17 protein-coding genes are annotated in these 17,664 nt (G+C 65.7%); 8 read left to right on the top strand and 9 right to left on the bottom strand.

All coding sequences use genetic code 11. The annotated features are described in order from the left end of the window. Positions 1–218: 218 nt before the first annotated feature. Positions 219–395: a hypothetical protein gene (locus LQG66_RS30140; protein WP_231319463.1), complete on the bottom strand. Its 177-nt coding sequence runs from the start codon at positions 393–395 to the stop codon at positions 219–221. Between the two features lie 21 nt (positions 396–416). On the opposite strand from LQG66_RS30140, the gene LQG66_RS30145 reads away from it, so the two are divergent. Beyond that, positions 417–989, top strand: a complete 573-nt coding sequence (locus LQG66_RS30145; protein WP_231319464.1) for a Crp/Fnr family transcriptional regulator — start codon at positions 417–419, stop codon at positions 987–989. Between the two features lie 60 nt (positions 990–1,049). Here LQG66_RS30145 and LQG66_RS30150 read toward each other — a convergent pair whose 3' ends face one another. From LQG66_RS30150 to trpS, 4 genes are all read right to left on the bottom strand, one after another. Further along, positions 1,050–1,802, bottom strand: a complete 753-nt coding sequence (locus tag LQG66_RS30150; protein ID WP_231328005.1) for a Crp/Fnr family transcriptional regulator — start codon at positions 1,800–1,802, stop codon at positions 1,050–1,052. 321 nt (positions 1,803–2,123) lie between these two features. Further along, positions 2,124–3,374 (bottom strand): acyltransferase family protein, encoded by a 1,251-nt coding sequence (locus LQG66_RS30155; RefSeq protein ID WP_231319465.1) that lies wholly within the window; start codon positions 3,372–3,374, stop codon positions 2,124–2,126. Positions 3,375–3,465: 91 nt separating this feature from the next. Further along, positions 3,466–4,620 (bottom strand): AraC family transcriptional regulator, encoded by a 1,155-nt coding sequence (locus LQG66_RS30160; protein WP_231319466.1) that lies wholly within the window; start codon positions 4,618–4,620, stop codon positions 3,466–3,468. 69 nt (positions 4,621–4,689) lie between these two features. After that, positions 4,690–5,709, bottom strand: coding sequence for a tryptophan--tRNA ligase (gene trpS / locus LQG66_RS30165; RefSeq protein WP_231319467.1), 1,020 nt, complete (start codon positions 5,707–5,709; stop codon positions 4,690–4,692). 102 nt (positions 5,710–5,811) lie between these two features. Between trpS and LQG66_RS30170 the strand changes: the two genes are divergently transcribed. From LQG66_RS30170 to argC, 3 genes are all read left to right on the top strand, one after another. Continuing rightward, positions 5,812–6,051, top strand: a complete 240-nt coding sequence (locus tag LQG66_RS30170; RefSeq protein WP_231319468.1) for a hypothetical protein — start codon at positions 5,812–5,814, stop codon at positions 6,049–6,051. Beyond that, on the top strand, positions 6,048–6,677 hold the full coding sequence (locus tag LQG66_RS30175) for a hypothetical protein (protein WP_231319469.1): 630 nt from the start codon (positions 6,048–6,050) through the stop codon (positions 6,675–6,677). Before LQG66_RS30170 ends, LQG66_RS30175 begins: the two co-directional genes overlap by 4 nt. A gap of 165 nt (positions 6,678–6,842) precedes the next feature. Next, positions 6,843–7,820, top strand: a complete 978-nt coding sequence (gene argC / locus LQG66_RS30180; protein ID WP_231319470.1) for an N-acetyl-gamma-glutamyl-phosphate reductase — start codon at positions 6,843–6,845, stop codon at positions 7,818–7,820. Positions 7,821–8,128: 308 nt separating this feature from the next. On the opposite strand, the gene LQG66_RS30185 is transcribed toward argC, so the two are convergent. Together LQG66_RS30185 and LQG66_RS30190 are read right to left on the bottom strand one after the other, a co-directional pair. Beyond that, entirely contained in the window at positions 8,129–9,772 is a 1,644-nt protein-coding gene (locus tag LQG66_RS30185) for an ABC transporter substrate-binding protein (protein ID WP_345778923.1), read from the bottom strand. 744 nt (positions 9,773–10,516) lie between these two features. Next, positions 10,517–11,119 (bottom strand): TetR/AcrR family transcriptional regulator, encoded by a 603-nt coding sequence (locus LQG66_RS30190; RefSeq protein ID WP_231319471.1) that lies wholly within the window; start codon positions 11,117–11,119, stop codon positions 10,517–10,519. Positions 11,120–11,221: 102 nt separating this feature from the next. Here LQG66_RS30190 and LQG66_RS30195 point away from each other — a divergent pair, with 102 nt between their 5' ends. The 4 genes from LQG66_RS30195 to LQG66_RS30210 all read left to right on the top strand — a co-directional run bounded on the left by LQG66_RS30195 (position 11,222) and on the right by LQG66_RS30210 (position 14,813). Further along, positions 11,222–11,920 carry a PspA/IM30 family protein gene (locus LQG66_RS30195; protein WP_231319472.1) on the top strand — a complete coding sequence of 233 codons (699 nt, stop codon included), beginning with the start codon at positions 11,222–11,224 and terminating at the stop codon, positions 11,918–11,920. Positions 11,921–11,980: 60 nt separating this feature from the next. Continuing rightward, positions 11,981–12,256, top strand: a complete 276-nt coding sequence (locus LQG66_RS30200; RefSeq protein WP_231319473.1) for a YiaA/YiaB family inner membrane protein — start codon at positions 11,981–11,983, stop codon at positions 12,254–12,256. Positions 12,257–12,594: 338 nt separating this feature from the next. Next, a complete protein-coding gene (locus LQG66_RS30205; protein ID WP_231319474.1) occupies positions 12,595–13,599 on the top strand; it encodes a hypothetical protein in 1,005 nt (334 codons plus the stop codon). Next, positions 13,596–14,813 (top strand): hypothetical protein, encoded by a 1,218-nt coding sequence (locus LQG66_RS30210; protein WP_231319475.1) that lies wholly within the window; start codon positions 13,596–13,598, stop codon positions 14,811–14,813. The genes LQG66_RS30205 and LQG66_RS30210 overlap by 4 nt, the downstream gene beginning before the upstream one ends. Here LQG66_RS30210 and LQG66_RS30215 read toward each other — a convergent pair. Both LQG66_RS30215 and LQG66_RS30220 read right to left on the bottom strand, forming a co-directional pair. Continuing rightward, entirely contained in the window at positions 14,798–16,354 is a 1,557-nt protein-coding gene (locus tag LQG66_RS30215; protein ID WP_231319476.1) for a hypothetical protein, read from the bottom strand. The two genes, LQG66_RS30210 and LQG66_RS30215, sit on opposite strands and share 16 nt — an antisense overlap. Before the next feature lie 408 nt (positions 16,355–16,762). Beyond that, a complete protein-coding gene (locus tag LQG66_RS30220; protein WP_231319477.1) occupies positions 16,763–17,617 on the bottom strand; it encodes an SDR family NAD(P)-dependent oxidoreductase in 855 nt (284 codons plus the stop codon). Between the last annotated feature and the right edge of the window lie 47 nt (positions 17,618–17,664).

Raw genomic sequence — 17,664 nt, forward strand, 5'->3', positions numbered from 1 at the left:
CGGATGACTCCTGCTTCAGATGATCCGGATCAGTGGGGTCGCCCTTTAAGGTGACGATCGCATTTCCGACGGCGCGGTGACCATCGCGGACCAAATGGTCGCGCGAAAGGAATGTGAGCAATTTTGCTCAGACTTGCCGGTTGAGACGGCTCAAGACGTCAATTGTGCCACGGCGTGCACCGCCCGCTGCCCGGCCGCGGTTGGACATGGCCAGACCCTCATGGGCGATCGATAAAGCTCGAATGATCAAGGCGCAAACCGATCGTGATGTGCGGAGCAATCAGCTCATCGACGCCCTGGCCCCGGAAAGCCGCAGCCGTATCGATCCGCATCTCGAGCCCGTCGACTTCAAGCTGGGCGCCGTGGTCTGCGAGGCCGGCGGCCATCTCCGGCATGCCTATTTCCCGAGAGGATCGGTGCTGTCGCTGTTGACCGTGCTGGAGAATGGCGACGCCATCGAGACGGCCAATATCGGTCGCGAAGGCGCCTTCGGCCTGTTCGCCGCGATGTACAGCCGGGCCTCCTTCAACCGTTGCATCGTTCAGCTCGAGGGGCATACCGTCCGGTGTCCGATCGAGCTGCTGCAGCATGAGTTCGACTCCAGCGAACACGTGCGCAATCTTCTCGTCAGCTACTCGGAGACGCTGCTGTCACAGGTTCAGCAGACGGTGGCCTGCAACGCCATGCATTCGACCGAAGAACGCATTTGCCGATGGCTGCTGATGATGCACGACCGGGCCGAAGGGGCGGTGCTTCCGTACACGCATGAATTTCTGTCAGAGATCCTCGGGGCCAATCGCAAGTCCGTGACGCTTGCCGCGCAATCCATGCAGGCGGCCGGCCTGATCAGCTATCGTCGCGGCACCATTCAGGTGCTCGACCGCCCTGGTCTCGAGAAGGCCTCGTGCGAATGCTACGCCATCGTCAAGCAGCGGTTTGATGCGTTTCTGACGCCGCCGACGACGGCGGTGCGCAGTCAGTTGCAATGATCTGATGGTGACGAAGATCGAGCCGAGCTGGGCGGCCCAGCTGGATTTCGAGATGCCCGGTCATAAGCTCTTGAGCGGACCTTTGCCATCGACCGACTTGTCGCCTGCAATATGCGGTCGATCGTGCAGGACGACGTTCAGCAGCGAGCTGTTGATCTCCAGGTGGCCGTTGTAGTCGATGAACCCCAATTTGCGGAACTTGTTCATGAAATGACTGACGCGCGAGCGGGTCGTGCCGATCATGTCCGCCAGCATCTCCTGGCTGACCTTGGCGATGACCCTCTGCGGTTTGCCGTCGTTACCGAAATTGGCCAGGAGCAGCAGGGCCCGCGCGAGCCGCTTCTCGCTCGAATTGAACAGCTGATCGATGAGGTCGGCCTCGACGCGGATCGTGCGGGCGAGGATATGCGAAACGAACATCTCGGAAAACGTAGGCTGCTCACGCAGGGCGCTCATCGCCGCCGATTTGGTGACCCGCAGGATTTCGCTTTCGGTGATAGCCGACGCTGCCGACAGCCGGTGAGACTGGCCGGCCAGGCACCCCTCGCCGAAAAAGTCGTCCTGCCCGAGCAGCGCGATGACCGCCTCCTTGCCCTGCTCGGAATGGACCACGATCTTGACCGTGCCCGTGATGATATAGAACAGCACATCCGCCGTGCCGCCCTGTGAAAAGATCTGCTGGTCCTTTCGATATCTCCCAATCGTCCGGCCCGGGCCCTCGGTTTTCAGGAAAACCGCCGGATCGAAAGCCCGCGTGGCCTTTGTCGGTGGCTTCACGACCGTCGGCGGCTTTACGATGAGTTGCTTCGCCATGCGTTCTCCCGGGGTGAAACGCGAATGCTGGATACTACGAGGCCGGATCTCGACGTCGTAGCGGCGCAGGCGCGAACGCAGCATAGCGCCTTTGTCGACAGCTTGAAAGCGCGGCGGCACCTATCCGGCGCTGATGCGCGCAGCTGTCCCGGGTTCCTGTGACGCTGCTGGAAATGACTTAGTTAACCTATGCTATAGGACTTTCGGCCCGGTCACGCGCAAGCGACCGCCGTTGTACATATGAAAGGTTCGCTCCGCGCGCGGCCCAGGGCGGACCAACGCGTGCGCGGCGGACTTCGGAGAGACGCGGGCCGCGGCATCTCAGGTCGATGCCGGCCCCACTGCGGCCATGCGAGGTGTTTTGTCCTGACGGGCGCGCCGGCCGTTCAGCAGCCGCCCGACGATGGTGTCGCGCACGAGCAGATGATAGCTCGCCAGCATGGCGGGAATCGCCACCAACAGGATGGTCGCGAACTTGACCGGCCACGGCCAGTCGAGCTGCGACACGGCAAGCTGCAGCGCCATGACGATCGGCATGTGGATCAGATAGAGCCAGTAGGACGCGTCGGCGAGATAGCGCCGCGTGCGGCTGAAGCCCGCCATGAAGCGGAGCGCAATTCCGATCATGGCGAATGTCGCCGTCCAGATCGCGAGCGCATAGGCGACGGCGCCGAGGAGCCGGATGGTGGTGAGGTCGAGCGGCGCGGCCCAGACGCGGGCTGAAACCAGCGACACCGCGAGCGCCAGCGCGAAGCTGAGCACAATCAGGCCGGCGGCGACACCGGTGTTGAGCAGCCAGTACTGCTGCAGCACACGCAGGAGTGCGATCTGCCGGTGCAGCAGCCAGCCGGCACCGAAGGCGGAGCCGAAGCCGATCCAGGCCTGGGCGTTGGTGATCAGCGACTGGTCCGGCGTGCGCACGCCGATGAAGCCGACCCAGCTATGGTCGAGGCTGAGTGCGATCCCGATCGGCAGCGCGAGGACCGCAGGCGCGAGTCGGCTCTGCATGATCAGCGCGAACAGCCGATCGGCGGCCGCGCGCAGCCGGCCCTCGGCGTCGATCGCGGTCACGGCCAAGCGCAGCAGCAGCGCCGCGGCGTAGAGCTCGATCAACATGTAGAGGAACCACAAATGCGCCAACGGAAAGCGCGGCAGCACCGGCGGCCAGCCGGCCATGCCGGGCACCGGCCCGCCATGGGCGAAGTGACTGGCCGAGATCACCACGGCGACCATCGGCGCAAACACGATTGGCCAGGCCGCCACCAGCGGTAGCGCGATCCGCAGCAGGCGATCCCCGACGAACCCTGCCGTGCCGCGACGGTGAAAGCTCATGCGCGCGAAGAAGCCGGCCATCAGGAAGAAGGTCGTCATCCGGAACACGTGGATGGCGAAGGTGAGGATGCCGAGAACCTGGCTCGGATGGGTGTCCTCGATGAACCAGAACCGCACCGGCGTGGGCAGGAACGACATCGCCGCGTGCAGGACGATGCCGAGCAGCAGGGCGAAGGCTCTGACCGCATCGAGCGCATGCAGCCGTTCGGAGGTGGGGGCAGGGATGATGGTGCTGGGCACGGCTTCCTCGAAAGCGGAGAGACGACGTCTCTCTCTGCCTTGGCGCGCCGTGCCAGGTTGGCCGGATCAGGAATTCGGCCAGCCGAATTCTTCAGTCGGCTTGCCGAATTCTCAAATCGCTTGCGGTCTCTGCCGCCCCGGCTCGTGGATCCGCCGGCGCCTGCCGGCGGAATTCGGTCGGGGTCACTCCCGTCGCCGCCTTGAAGGCGCGATTGAACGGCCCGATCGACTGGAAGCCGGCATCGATCGCGATCGTCAGCACCGGCACGTCGCGCTGGGTCGGGTCGGACAGCGCGGCCTTGGCCTCATCGATCCGGTAGCGGTTGAGGAAGGCGTTGAAGTTGCGATGGCCGAGCCCCTCGTTGATCGCCTGCCGCAGCCGATATTCCGGCACGTTGAGCCGGGCCGCGAGACCTCCGATCGACAGTCCTTCCTGCCGGTAGATGCGCTCGACGGTCATGAGATGGTCGAGCCGGCGCAGCAGCAGCGGCGCCACCGCCGGGCGGTCGCCGGCCATGGCCTCCGTGCCGTGCGGCGCGCCCGCGTCGCCGGCCGCCACGACCGCCGGCGTCGGCAGCGCCGTGGCCGCGTTGGCTCCGAACAGGTTCCAACTCGCCAGCATCGCCAGTACGCAAAGGGTGAGCGCGCTGGCCAGACTGCCGAGCCCGCCGGTATTGGCCACCGTGCCCAGCGGGGCCATGTGCAGCGGCAGCAGCGCCGGGGCGGCCACCATGGCCATGAAGCCGAGGTTCAAGGTCAGCACGGCGACGCGCAGCAGCCGGCGCCGCGCGACCAGGTCGTCGCGCCAGGTCTTCACGGTCTGCACCATCGCCAGCAGCGCGAAGATGAGCGTGAGGCCCGACAGGGCCTTGGCGCAGACCTTGGTGACCTCGGGCCACATCGGCCAGCTCAGCGATGCCGTGAAGCCGAGCGCAATCACCGCCAGCCAGACCAGGCCATGCCAGGGCCTGAGCGCGAAATCGTCGTCAAAGGCGGCGCGCGCCCACAGCCAGAACACGACCGGCTGCGCGGAGAGCACCGGCAGCGTCCACCAGAACGTGGTCGTGGGGATGAACGGCGCGGTGGCGATCGCAAACCCCGCGCCGCCGGCCGACATCACGAGGCCGAGAATGGCGTGAGGGGTGGCCGGGCGCAGCCGGAGCAGCACGAGCACCATCATCACGAACAGGCCGCTCGCCGCGCCGCGCAGTCCAAGATCGAGCGCCGTGAGTCCGATGCCGTTCACGTGTTCTGTGCCCCGCCATTCAGCCCGTCCATATTGCATCCTGCACGTCCCGGCGACAATCCTGCGCTGCTAGTGCAGCGCGAACAGACCCAGCGCATCGCGAACATCGCGCAGGGTCGCATCGGTGACGGCGCGCGCCCGCTCGGTGCCGCACCTGACGACGTCAAGAACATGGCTCGGATCGCGTGCGAGGGCCGTCCGCCGCGCGCGGATCGGCGCAACAACGGCCTGCAGCACGTCTTCCAGGCGTTTTTTCACGACGCTGTCGCCGAGCCCGCCACGGACATAACGGGCCTTCAATTCCGCGACCGTCGCATGATCATCGTCGAACGCATCGAGATAGGTGAACACCACATTGCCTTCGACACGACCCGGATCGGAGGCGCGGATGTGCAGCGGATCGGTGAACATGCGCCGGACGGCATCGCTGATCTGATCCTCCGTGGCGGAGAGCGGAATCGTGTTGCCCTGCGATTTGCTCATCTTGGCTTTGCCGTCGACACCGGGCAGGCGTCCAACACGGGGGATCAGCGCGCGAGCCTCTCGCAGCACGTCGATGCCCGCCTGGCGGTTGATGCGGCGGACGATCTCGTTGGTCTGCTCGATCAGCGGCGCTTGATCCTCTCCGACCGGAACGACGGTCGCCTTGAACGCCGTGATGTCCGCGGCCTGGGCCACGGGGTAGCAAAGGAAGCCGGCCGGAATGTCGCGGCCGAAGCCGCGCGCCTGGATATCGTCCTTGATGGTCGGGTTGCGTTCGAGCCGCGCCACCGTGACGAAGTTCATGTAGAGCAAGGTGAGATCGGCCAGCGCCGGCAGATGTGACTGAAGACAGATCGTGGTGAGGTCGGGGTCGATGCCGACGGCGAGATAGTCCGTCGCGATCTCCAGGATATTCCTGCTCACCTTGGCCGGATCGTGCGCATTGTCCGTCAGCGCCTGCGCATCCGCCAGCAGCAGGAACTGCTGATACGTCGACTGCAGCGCCACGCGGTTCTTCAGCGAGCCGACATAGTGGCCGAGGTGCAGAGGGCTCGTGGTTCTGTCGCCGGTCAGGATGACGGGGCGGGGTGCGAATGAATGCTGCATCTTAGGTTCTCCAGGGATGAGAACCGCCGTTCATGCGAGCGCTTGGATGCTGTTGGTCTCATTGGACCACGTCGCAAGCCGATGAACGGCGGCGACGGGCGAATGAATGACGAGGCCGTGCCGCTCCTAGATGGAGCGCCACCACGAATGGGCGAGATTGAGTACGGCCTGAGTCATGCGCGCGATATTGACGAAGCGGCATGGGAAAGCAAGGCGCATCGACGTCTTGACCGCCTCACTTTTCGCGATTCGGTCTTGAAAAGTTTCCGCCGGAAACGGATGAAGTATGAAATCGAAACGACGAAGCGGGTCGGTTGGTCGTTCACTCGGGGGTGGTCATGAGATGGAGAGCCGAGACAATCGTTCTTGCTGCGGTTGTATTGTCCTCGTCGGCATGGCTGGCTTTGGCCGACCTTGACGACTTCAAATTGGAGACGATCGAGATCGTCGATGTCAAGGACAGGCCGGACAAAGATTGGCTTTCCGTGAAGCCTTTCTCAATGCCAATGATGATGGCCACTTTCTCCGCAGACGTCGATCTGCGGGAGTACGCCAGACCCTATGGCTTCAATATCAGCTATCGGGTCGGTCTCTGCGTCGATGGAGCCTTCTCCATCGACGCGACAAGAAAGTTGCAGCAAGATCCCTACGTTTACGACTCGTTTGGAAACATCAATTCTTACCGAGAGATCAGGTCCTCACCGCGCGGCGCATCGGGATATCACTATCACGTCTATTTCGACTTTGCCTTCGAGAAGGCAGGGGCGATCGATCATCCTGAACGCGTTCCGTCGTTCCTGTACGATTTGCGGAAGACGCCGGAGGATATCTGTATCCGGATCGTTGGCGGCAACATGCTGGGGCAGGCTTTCCAATCCAACAATCTAGTGATCCCCGCAGCGGAAATCGCCGAAGCTTTCGCACGCGGTGAACATGCGAAGAAGACCGCTAAAGCCGGGAAACGTTAGCATAACGATGCAGACGAGAGTCCCCGCCGACCGGGTCGCTTGACATCTCCGACGACCTGCGCAATTGGCCGTTGTTCATGGCACGCCCGCTTGCGGCGTGGGCCGCCGCGCCGGCAGCGCGCGTTCGTTAGACTTGTTCGCTCACTCCAGCAGTAGGACACCACCATGAGCATTCGCGTCGGCATTGTCGGGATCAGCGGTTTTGGCGGCGGCGAGGCGATGCGCCTGGTCGCGAGCCACCCGTCTTTCGAGCTGATCTACGCCGCGGGCGAGGGCAGCGCCGGCAGCCGCTTGGTGGACCGCTTCCCCGGTGTGCCGGCCAAGCTGGCCGAGCTGGTGATCGGGAAGTGGGACCCTCTGACCCTGCCGAAGCTCGACGTGCTGTTTGCGTCGCTGCCCACGGGCGCCTCGGCCGAGGCGCTGGCGCGCGTGCCTGCGGACGTGAAGATCGTCGACATCGGCGGTGACCACCGCTACGTCGAGGGTTGGGCGTACGGCCTGGCCGACGTCTGGCCAGCCGAGATCGGGGGGCAGACCCGCGTTGCCAATCCCGGCTGCTTCCCCGCGGCGACGCTGAGCGCGCTGGCGCCGCTGCTGGTCAACAAGCTGATCGAGCCCGGCAACATCGTGATCGACGTCAAGACCGGCATCTCCGGTGCCGGCCGGGGCGGCGCCGACAGCAAGTTCGGCTACGCCGAGAGCAACGAGAACCTGCAGCCCTACGGTCTGCTCAAGCACGTCCACATGCCCGAGATCGCCACGACGATCGAGCGGCTGAGTGGCGGCAGCGCGGCCGGGCTGGTGTTCACGCCACACCTGGTGCCGATGACCCGCGGTGTCCTCGCTACCATTTACTGCCGCGGCCGCGTCACGACGGACCGGTGCCTGGACGCGGCCCGGCGCTTCTACGCCAACAGGGCATTCGTCCGCGTGACCGACAGGCCGCCGCAGACCAAATGGGCGACCGGCTCGAACCTCGCGTTCGTCAGTTATGCGGCCGATCCGGAGCGCAATCTGGTGATCGCGATGGGCGTGGTCGACAATCTCGGCAAGGGAGCGGCCGGTCAGGCGGTGCAGAATGCGAACCTGATCTGCGGCCTGCCCGAAACCGCAGGGCTGGACGGCGCACCTGTCTGGCCGTGAGATCTTGTGCGGGTCCGTGTTATCAGTCGTTTGCTTGTCCGAAGTTGAAATTGCCCCCATTTCACGGACTGAACCGCCCCGGATTTCGAGCACGCTGATAGGTACGAGTCAGGCCGGCATGGCCTGCTGCTCAAGATCGCGACAGCGATTCGATAGGATTGCCCTGCTTGACCGGCGCGACTTTGTCCGCGCCGGTCAAGTCGATCCACGATGAAGTAAGACGGGGGCACGACTTGCGCGTTCCCTTACCAAACATCCGTCCGCCGTACTATGCGGCGAAGCATTGTCGGCATCGAGTGGCTCGCCGCTCACTCCAGGTCGATGGCGTGATACTGGCCGGACTTGTCGAGCTGCGTCCCCCAGACCTTGTGCAGCGCCTGGTGATCGGAGGGGCCGAAGCTCACCTTCGGGCCAAGCCCCAACTCGTAGTTCTGCATGCTCTCCAGCACGTTGACCAGCGCCTCCGTATCGACGGCGGGACCGACGCGCCGTAGTCCTTCAACCAGAATGCTGGCGGTGAGATAGGCCTCCAGCGAGGTGTAGTCCGCCGGCTCTCCTGGAAAATATTTGGCGAGCGCCTTCTTGTAGTTCAGCGCGACCGAGGCGTAGCTGTCGACCGCCGGCGTGACCTGGGTGCAGATGATGCCATCAGCGTATTTGGGGCCGAGCACCATCAATTCACTGGCCAGGCCGGTGCTGCCGACGCCCGAAATCGTCGCGTAGATCATGTCCGGATAGATGTCGCGCGTCTTCTCGACGAACTTTGCGGCTGCCCGAAACGTGGCCACGAGCACGACGGCCTTGATCGCGGGCCGCTGCCGGCGCAATTGCGCGATGGCGTCGTCGACATTGACGGTATTGCGATTGTAGCTCATGCGGAAGACGTCGCCTGAGACGCCGCCGCGCAGCGTCCGCATCGCCTTGGTGACGCCGTCCCATCCGGCATCGCCATAGGCGTCCTGCTGGGTGAGAACCCCGATGTCCTGCGGACGCAGCCGTCGGGTCTTAACCAGATAATGTACGATGGCGTCGGCCTCCTCGGCGTAGCCGGCACGGTAGTTGAAGACGTAGCGGTCCGGCGGATCGCGCCGGAGCGAGGGCGCCCCGGTGAAGGCGCCGAAATAGAGCGTGTGGCGCTCGAGCGCGTAGGGGACCGAGATCAGGGCTGTCGGACTGCCGTAGTTCTCCACGAAGCCGAACACCTTGTTCTGCTCATAGAGCTCCTTCATCGCGTTCAGCGTCCGCGTCGGCTCGTAGGCATCGTCAGCGGTGAACAGCTTGAGCTGCCGGCCATGCACGCCGCCCTCATCGTTGGCCTGGGCGAACGCCAGGTCGATGCCCAGCTTGAGCTGATGGCCCATCTCCCTGGCCGGACCCGAGAACGGCGCAGCCATGCCGAAGCGGATTTCGGTATCGGTCACGCCTTGGACCGGGGTCTGAGAACCGGTCTCCCGCGCGGCCGGAACGGCGTTGGCCGCGCGCACATCGAATTTCGGCGCGCGGTCCTCCTCGCGTAAGCGGGTGTTCGGGTCCGGCGCATTAGCGGGGGCGACGCTTGCGGTGGTTCCCGTCGCGGGAACATCTGGCGATGAGGCGACGGCCAGCGGTGCTCGGGCCGGGGGCGACGGCACCGTAGCGACCGCCGATACCTCGGCCCGGGTGTTGGTGGAGATCACGCCGGCCCAGCGCGCAGGGACCTTCGTCGTTGCATAACCGGCCACCGCTGCAGCCAGCACCAGAAGTGCCAGAATGCTCAGCAGGCCGAGGGATCGCCGCTGCCGCGGTGGCGCAGGAGCCTCTTCCATGCCGAAGCGTGAAATGAACTCCGACGGCCGGGGCCGCTCTTGCATGTCGCGCCAGGATTGATCGCGCAGCGGAGGGCGACCATCATCGTAGCCGGACGAAAATGGCGGATCGTCACGGTCGTCATCAGGCGCGTGCAAGTTTCTCACGACTTCCCCCTTGGCTCGTGCGTCCTGATGTCGTTGGATTTTTTTATTTTCTTCTCGGATCGCGCGGCGGCCGCGCATCACGGATGCTGCAGGCCAAACAAAGCGGCGACGACGCTCGCGCACGTCTCACCGCTGCTCGTAGTTACCGATCACTCAGCGTTGTGGATCGCCGTCGGGCCCTAGACATGATCGCTCGTGCGAGCCCGACATGACTATTCTATCATGAAGCAATGCGGCGGTAGTTTGTCGTCTTCGTCAAGTTTGGCCGAAGTCGGATGAAGTTGCGCTCTGATGAGACGCGAATGAGTAAAGGAACAAAGAAGTGAAGTCCAATTTGTGTCAGTCGAGCTGAAATCGCGGTGGTATACGAGTTCCGTCGATGTGACGTCATGACATTCCACCAAACGAGGTCAGGAAGTTGCGCGCCGAATTGGAAAAGATGCGCGCTGATCTCATCGCGTCAATGAACGTCTGTATGGTGGTTGTTCAGGACGAGAGCCCCGTCCGATGGGACTCGTCGAGGCTGCTGTCGTGGTCGTAGACCGCACGGTGGGCCGATGACGGGGCGCGGCGGTCGGATGATAGATCGAGACCGCGTAGCTCCTCGATGGAGCGCCACCATTGTGGATAGTTACGGCCCGGATCGGACGCCGATCGATCTCGCGCTGGTCGCTTGGTGGAGAGGTTCACGAGACGTCTCCTTGCAAGGCTCGACTCGTTGCAAGGCTCGACTCTTTGTAAGGCTCAACTCGCCACCAGCCCCGTCACCATCGCTCTCACCATGGTCGCGATCTGCTGACGCAGCGCCGCGAGCGGCACGGCCACCAGCTTCTGCTCGAGCCCGAGCGCCACCATGCCGTGGACCGCCGAAAAGAGACTGCGTGCGGTGACGCTGATGTCATCGAACGAGCGCTGCGGAAACAGCGTGGCGAGCGGCTGGTGGATGTGGCGGAACAGATGCATCTGGTCGGCGACCGCCCAGTCGGGCAGCGGCTTGTCGGGCGGCATGCGATGCTCGAACAGCGCGCGCCAGAGCTCGAGATTGTGGGCGGCGAAATCGCAATAGCCGATCGCGATGCGCACCAGCGCGGCCTCGGGGTCAGCAGGGCCTGCGCTCTCGGCTGCCGACAATTCGGCGTCGAGCCGCGCCAAGGTGCGCGATCCGACCATCAGCACCAGCTCGTCGACATCCGCGACGAGATTGTAGACCGCGCCATTGGCGACACCGATCTCCTGGGCGAGATCGCGCGTCTTCAGGCCGGCAAGACCCCTGGTCTTGATCATCCGCTCGGCCGCCTCGATCAGGGCCTCACGCTGTTTCGCGCGTCTTTCCAGTGTTTTAGACATCGTTAACCAAAATTGTGAGCGCTGCTCATAAAAACTCTTGAGCGTCGCTCAGGTTTGCGCTACAAGAATCCTATGAGCAATGCTCATAACAGGGAGTTCACAATGTTCAAGACCGTTCTGACGCTGTTTCGGGGCACCGTGGCCGTCGCGGAGGAGGAGCTGCAGGACCGTACCGCGCTGGTGATCCTGGACCAGCAGCTGCGCGACGCCGCCGCGGCCGTCGAGCGCAGCAAGCGCGCGCTGGCGCTGGCCATCGCGCAGGACCAGCAGGAGGGCAGGCGGCTCGAGGTCACGATGGCCCGGATCGCCGACCTCGAAGTGCGGGCCACCGCCGCGCTCGACGGCGGCCGCGAGGATCTGGCGCGCGAGGCGGCGCAGGCGATTGCCGGTCTCGAAGCCGAGCGCGACGCCACCAGGACGGCGCGGGCGCTGTTCGCCACCGAGATTGCGCGGCTGAAGAAGCATGTCGCCAATGCGGAGGCGCGCATCGCCGAGCTCGATCGTGGCCGGCGCATCGCCCGCGCCTCTGAGGCCGTCCGCAATCTGCGCCGCGGCGGCATCGAGGCGGCGCGTCCCTATGAATGCACGCTTCCGGAAGCGGAGGCGACCCTGAGGCGGCTGCGCGAGCGGCAGATCGAGGCGCAGGCCGCCGACGAGGCGCTGGTGGAGCTCGACGCCGCCACCGGCCCGATCACGACCGCCGAGAAGCTCGCCGAGCAGGGCTTTGGCCCGCGCATCAAGACCACCGCCGACGACGTGCTGGCCCGGCTGAAGGCCGGACGCACGACCCCGGCCAACTGAATTTCGTCACCTCCGATATCAACGCATCCAACCAACCATCCGTCATCATAGGAGCCGACCATGAACCAGAACGTCCAGCCCCACAGCAGCGCCTTCATCACCTTCGCTTACGCCTCGTTCGGCGCGTCCGCCTTTCTCGTCGCGCTCGGCGTGTTCTTCATGCCGATCGATCTGTGGATGAAGGGCTATCTGACGATGGGCATCGTCATGCTGGTGCAGACCTGCGTCACCCTGACCAAGACCCTGCGCGACCGCCACGAGAGCGGCAAGCTCGTCAACCGCATCGAGGACGCCCGCGCCGAGCGCCTGCTGATGGAAGTCTCCAAGGCGGCGTGAGGCGGCGGCTCTTTGCCTCCCCCGCTTGCGGCAGGCCATCGCATATCGCGACATATGACCTGCCGCAACGCGCACGGCTTTCAGTTAGTTACTCGTCATGCCCGGGCTCCGTCCCGGGCATCCACGTCTCTCCGGGAGTGTCGAACGACGTGGATGGCCGGGACGGAGCCCGGCCAAGACGACGTAGAGATATGATGGACCTCAGTCGATTGCACTCGTTCAAACTGCGTTTACCCTTGCTGACGCTCCGTCCCACGTCATGATCATGAATTAACGGCGTCAGGTTAAGTCGTGCAGGACAAGGCATGGTCGCTGGTCATGGCGAATGGGTCAAAGGAATGAATATCGTCGCCGCGGCCAGACGGGTGCTCAACAACCTCGGCTTCTGGCTCACCGCGCTGGGGCAGGAGGCGATGGACCTGTCGCTGCGCACCCATGCGGACTTTCGCACGCGCATCGTCGAAAGTCCGGGCACGACGCTGGACGATGCGGCGCTGGACGCGCTGGTCACCGATCTGCGCGCCGTCGCGGGAAAGACACTGCCAGCTGGCGATCTCACCTACGGCATCTTCTCCGGAGAGCGCGAGGCGCTGGCCCGCGCCATCGTGACGCTGGTGTCGGACGAGGCGAGCGGCCGGCCGATCGCCTTCAATGCGCTCGCGGTGATGCAGGTCGAACGCGACGGCGAGACACAGCAGGTGATCCATCTCGGGCTGGTGATGGTCGATCCCGACGCGCGCGGCAAGGGCCTGTCCGGCGTGCTCTACGGCCTGACGACGCTGCTGCTGTTCATTCGCGACGGCCTGCGGCCGAAATGGATCTCCAACGTCACGCAGGTGCCGGCGGTGGCCGGCATGGTCTGCGAGACCTTCTCCGACGTGTTTCCCTCGCCACTGCCGCAGGCGCGGCGGAGCTTCGCCCATCTCGAGCTCGCGCGCGGCATCGTGCGGGCGCATCGCGCCGTGTTCGGCGTCGGCGGCGAGGCCGGCTTCGACGAGGAGCGTTTCGTCATCACCAATGCCTATACCGGCGGCTCGGACGCGCTGAAGAAGACCTTCGACGACGCGCCCAGGCATCGCGACGAGATCTACAACGGCTTCTGCGCGCGCGAGCTCGACTACGCCAGGGGCGACGATCTGCTGCAGCTCGGCCGCATCGATCTCGCGGCTGCCCGCCGCTACGTCCTGCGCGAGCTTCCCTCGGGCTCGCTGCCGGCGCTGCTGGCGACCTCGGCCGTGCTGGCGCTGCAGCGGCTGGTGCTGCCGCTCGTTCACTGGTTCGACGACAGGCGTACCTTCGGTACGCTGCGCTCGCGCCTGCCGTCCGGCGAGCGCTTGCCATGACGCCGGGCATCACCGCCGATTCCATCGTCAACCTGTGCGGTGCGATCGGCCTCGCGGTCGCCGCGGCGATGCTGTATCGGCGCGACCCGCGGGGACCGCTGACGGCGCGGCTCGTGGTCATGCTCGGACTGGTCGCGACGCTGTTCCTGCTGCGCGGCGTCGCCTGGTGGACCGGTGATACCACGCTCGATCGCATCTCGCTGGTTCCGGCGTCGCTCGTTCCGCTCGCTGCGCTGGTCGTCACCGAAGGCCTGCTGCGCCGGCATGCGCAGCGCCGGCTGAAGGCCGCCGCGCTGGTCGGCGGCGTCGTGCTCGCCATCGCCGGTGCCTTCGGCCCGGTCGCGTTCGAAAATCTCCATACAGTCGTGCTGTCGGCGTTTCAGCTCGCAGGCTTTGCCGTCTGCGCGCTGCTGCTGATCGGCCGCGATCGCGCGGGGCTGCTGGCCTGGGAGAACCGCGCCATCGACCGCATCGCCTTCGGCGCCATCATCGTCATTCCCTTCATCATCACCGATTTCCGCGTGCTGGCGCCGGACATGCCGGTGCGGCTCGGCGCATTGGGCGCGCTGCTCGCGGTCACCGCGATCCTGATCGCCGGCGCCAGTGCGGAGACGCAGCGCCGGGGCCTGTGGCTCACCTTGCTGCGCCTCGCCGGCTCGGCGCTGCTCGGCGCCGCCGTGGCCGCCTTGTCGCCGGACGTCGATGCGGCGCAATTGATGCGCTATTGCGCAGTCGCAATGGCCGGCGTGCTCACCATCGGACTGATGACCGATGGCCTGCGCGCGGTGCTGGACGCGCGCGAGCCGGGCGTGCTGGACTCGATCGGCGCCTCGAACGCCACGACGCGCGACGCGTTGATCAGCGAGCTTGCGCGGCAGCCGATCTTCGAGAGTGCCCGCCGCTATCGCGAGCCCGAGCTCGCCGCCTATGATCCACCGCTGCTGCGCGACTTTCTCGCCGCACGGCGCGTGCTGCGCCGCGCCGATGCACCGTGGGGGTGGGCGGCGACCGATCCCGCCGTGGAGCGCATGGTGGCGCTGATGGCGGCGCGCCACGCCACGCATGTGATCGTGCTGTCGCACCAGCCGGTCGATCTCATCGTGCTCGCGGTCTCGGTCATCGCGGCGGACCCGGCCACCGAGACTGCGCTGGCGTTGGTGCGGCGCCTGCTGGTGCAGGCGCCGGAGGCTCCAAAGGATCACGCCCACATGTGATGGTGCGCCATGTCCATCATCGGTCCGTCCATGACGGCTGTCGCAGCGCCAGTGCTGGCATGTGACGCCGGCGCGGCGCTCGGCAGCATGATCACGTTCGAGGCCGGCGCCGCGGCGATCGCCGCCAGCATCGCCGCGGCATCGGCGTTGCTGGCGCCGCCCGTGGTCGCCAGCACCTGCGCCGTCGTGGTGCCGTCGACATTGTAGGCGCCGCCGTTGACCGGGATGTTGTTGCCGCCGACATCGGCTGCGTTCTGGTGCATCTGGTCGGCGGCTGCGGCGACCAGCGCCTTGTTGCCGGTCTGAAAGCCTTCGAGGATCTTGGCGATCTCGGCGCCGAGCGTGCTCCGGTCGCCGAGCAGCTCGTTGTCGAAGCGGGCCTGGAAGATGCCGCCTTGCGCCGCGTCGAAATCGGTGACGTCCTTCTTGAACGTCATCAGGTCGGCGGTGACCTGCGCCATCGCCGCTGCATCGCCGGCCTTCACCGCGGCGATCGCGGCCTGGCCGAGTGCGTTCGACTGCGCGATGAACATGGCCCAGAAATCGGTCTGCGCCTGGTTGTCCTGATACGCCGGGGTCGGATTGAGGAAGTCGCCGAAGCCGGTCCAGCCGTTGAGGCCGTTCTGCTGCGCCATGTTGGCGAGGTTGGTGTCGCCGGCGACGATGTCGATGATGTCGAGGAAGTCATCGTTCAGCGCGCGGCCGATGTCGACATTGCTGGCGGCGCCGTTGATGTGGGTGTTGACGAGCGCGAGCTGGTCGATGATGGCGAGCGCATGCACGCCGGTGAGGCCGCCGAACTGCAGCGGATTGGCGGCGACGAGTGCGTTGAGGCCCGCGATCAGCGCGTCGACGTCGTCCTGGATGATGTCGGCATTGCTGCCGTTGACGCCGCCGAGCAGCCGGTTGGCGGCATCGTTGAAGATCAGCCCAAGCTCGGCCAGCGTGCCCTTCGCGGCGGTCGCTGCCGTCGTCCCCTCGGGCAGCAGTGCCGGCGCCTGCAGGAAGCCGGTGACGCCGTCGGCATTGGTGGCCTGGCCAGCGAGGTTCGCGTCCCTGTTGACGACATTGAGGATGTCGAGATGGGCGGTGCGCAACGCCGCCTCGGCCGCGGCGATGCTGCCGAACCCGCCGCCGCCGGTCACCGAGGCGTTTGCGGCGTCGAGCGCGACCGTGATGTCGGCGAGGATGGTGTTGACGTTGGCGAGCGTCTGGCCGCTGAACTGGCCGGCGGCGATGGCCGCCTTGAGGCCGTCCTGCACCACGGTGAGATCACCGGTGTAGTTGAAGACGCTGCCGAGCCCTTGCCCGCCTTCCTCGACGGCGTTGCGCCACAGTCCGCCCTCGAGGAAGCGCGTGGCGTCGTTGAACACGACGCCGAGATCGGCGAAGCCGAGCGCGGGCGGCGTGGGCGTGGGAGGAGGCGGGGTCGGCGGCGGCGGTGTCGGGGCCGGTGGCGCCGGCTGGCAATGATGGTTGTGGTGATTGTGGTGATCGTGATGGTGGTGGCTGTCGTGATGGTGACGATGATGGCGCGTCATGTCCGACGTACTCCCCTGGGCTACGCCGCAACGCGAATCGGCCGACGCTTGGGAGGTCGCGGCTGATCGGGGGCGTGTGATGCCGCCATCTGCCGATGTCTTCGTGGCTGCTTCGCGCAGTGTTTGTGAAATGCGTCTGCGTCAGATTGTCGTGCGGCGTGCCGGCCCGCGCAGCGCGCTCGCTGCGACATCGCGGAGCTTGACGGTCGCGCGACGACTGCCGCGAGGCGGCTCCGCGGATGCCGCGACGGTGGCAAATGCGCGAACGATAACGCTTCCATTGCACCGATTCGATCGCGCGCGACGGAGAGGTCGCACGCGCGGAGCGTCTTGCGACGATCCGACGCGTCGGGGAACCCGCGGCGCGACGCGTCGGCTACGACACGCCGCTGCCCGGACGCGGCAGGATCATGGCGATTTCTTTGCGAAGGCGGCGAACGCATCAGCATGGTCGGCATGCCAGCGCGACAGTGGCGGACGGTTCTCGACGAGATCGCCGGCGGCCCACAGGATGCGCCGCTCGTCGAGCGCGCGCGGTACGTCGTTGTCGGGACACAGCACGTAGAAGTCGCCGGCCGCGACGCGCTCCAGCATGAAGTCGACGGTCTGCTCCGGCGTCCACGCGCCCGCGGGCTTCTCGACCCGGCCATTGGCGGTCAGCGGCGTGAACACGAAGCCCGGGATGAACAGATGCGCCGTCGCCTTGCAATCAGCCGTGTTGCGCAGCTCGTGCTGCAGCGCCTCGGTGAACGCCTTCACGCCGGCCTTCGACACGTTGTAGGCGGGATCGCCGGGCGGCGTGGTGATGCCCTGCTTGGAGCCGGTGTTGATGATCAGCGCCGGACGGCCTTGCGCGATCATGTCGGGCGCGAACACTTGCGACCCGTGGATGATACCCCACAGATTGACGCCGAGAATGCGCTGCCAGTTCTCCTGCGGGCCGAGCATCTTGCTGCCCGGCTGGATGCCGGCATTGTTCATCAGCACGTCGACCGCGCCGAAGCGGGTCCGCACCGCCTGTTCCAGATCGATCACGTCGTTGCGCCGGCTCACATCCACCTTGACGGTCATGATCCTGGCCTCGCCGCCCTTGGCCACGGCGATGAGCCGCGCGCGCGCCTCGCGCAGCCGCGTCTCGTCGGCATCGGCGATGCAGACGTTCATGCCGAGATCGGCAAAGCGCATTGCGGCCGCAAGGCCGATGCCGGAGGCGCCTCCGGTGACGACGGCGGTGTGGTCGGGGGCGAGGGCAGGGTGGGACACGGCGTTTCTCCGGTAGGGCGATGGACGATTGGTCTATGACGTTTCGG

Origin of the sequence: Bradyrhizobium ontarionense (assembly GCF_021088345.1) — a bacterium.
Classification (GTDB): Bacteria; Pseudomonadota; Alphaproteobacteria; order Rhizobiales; family Xanthobacteraceae; genus Bradyrhizobium; species Bradyrhizobium ontarionense.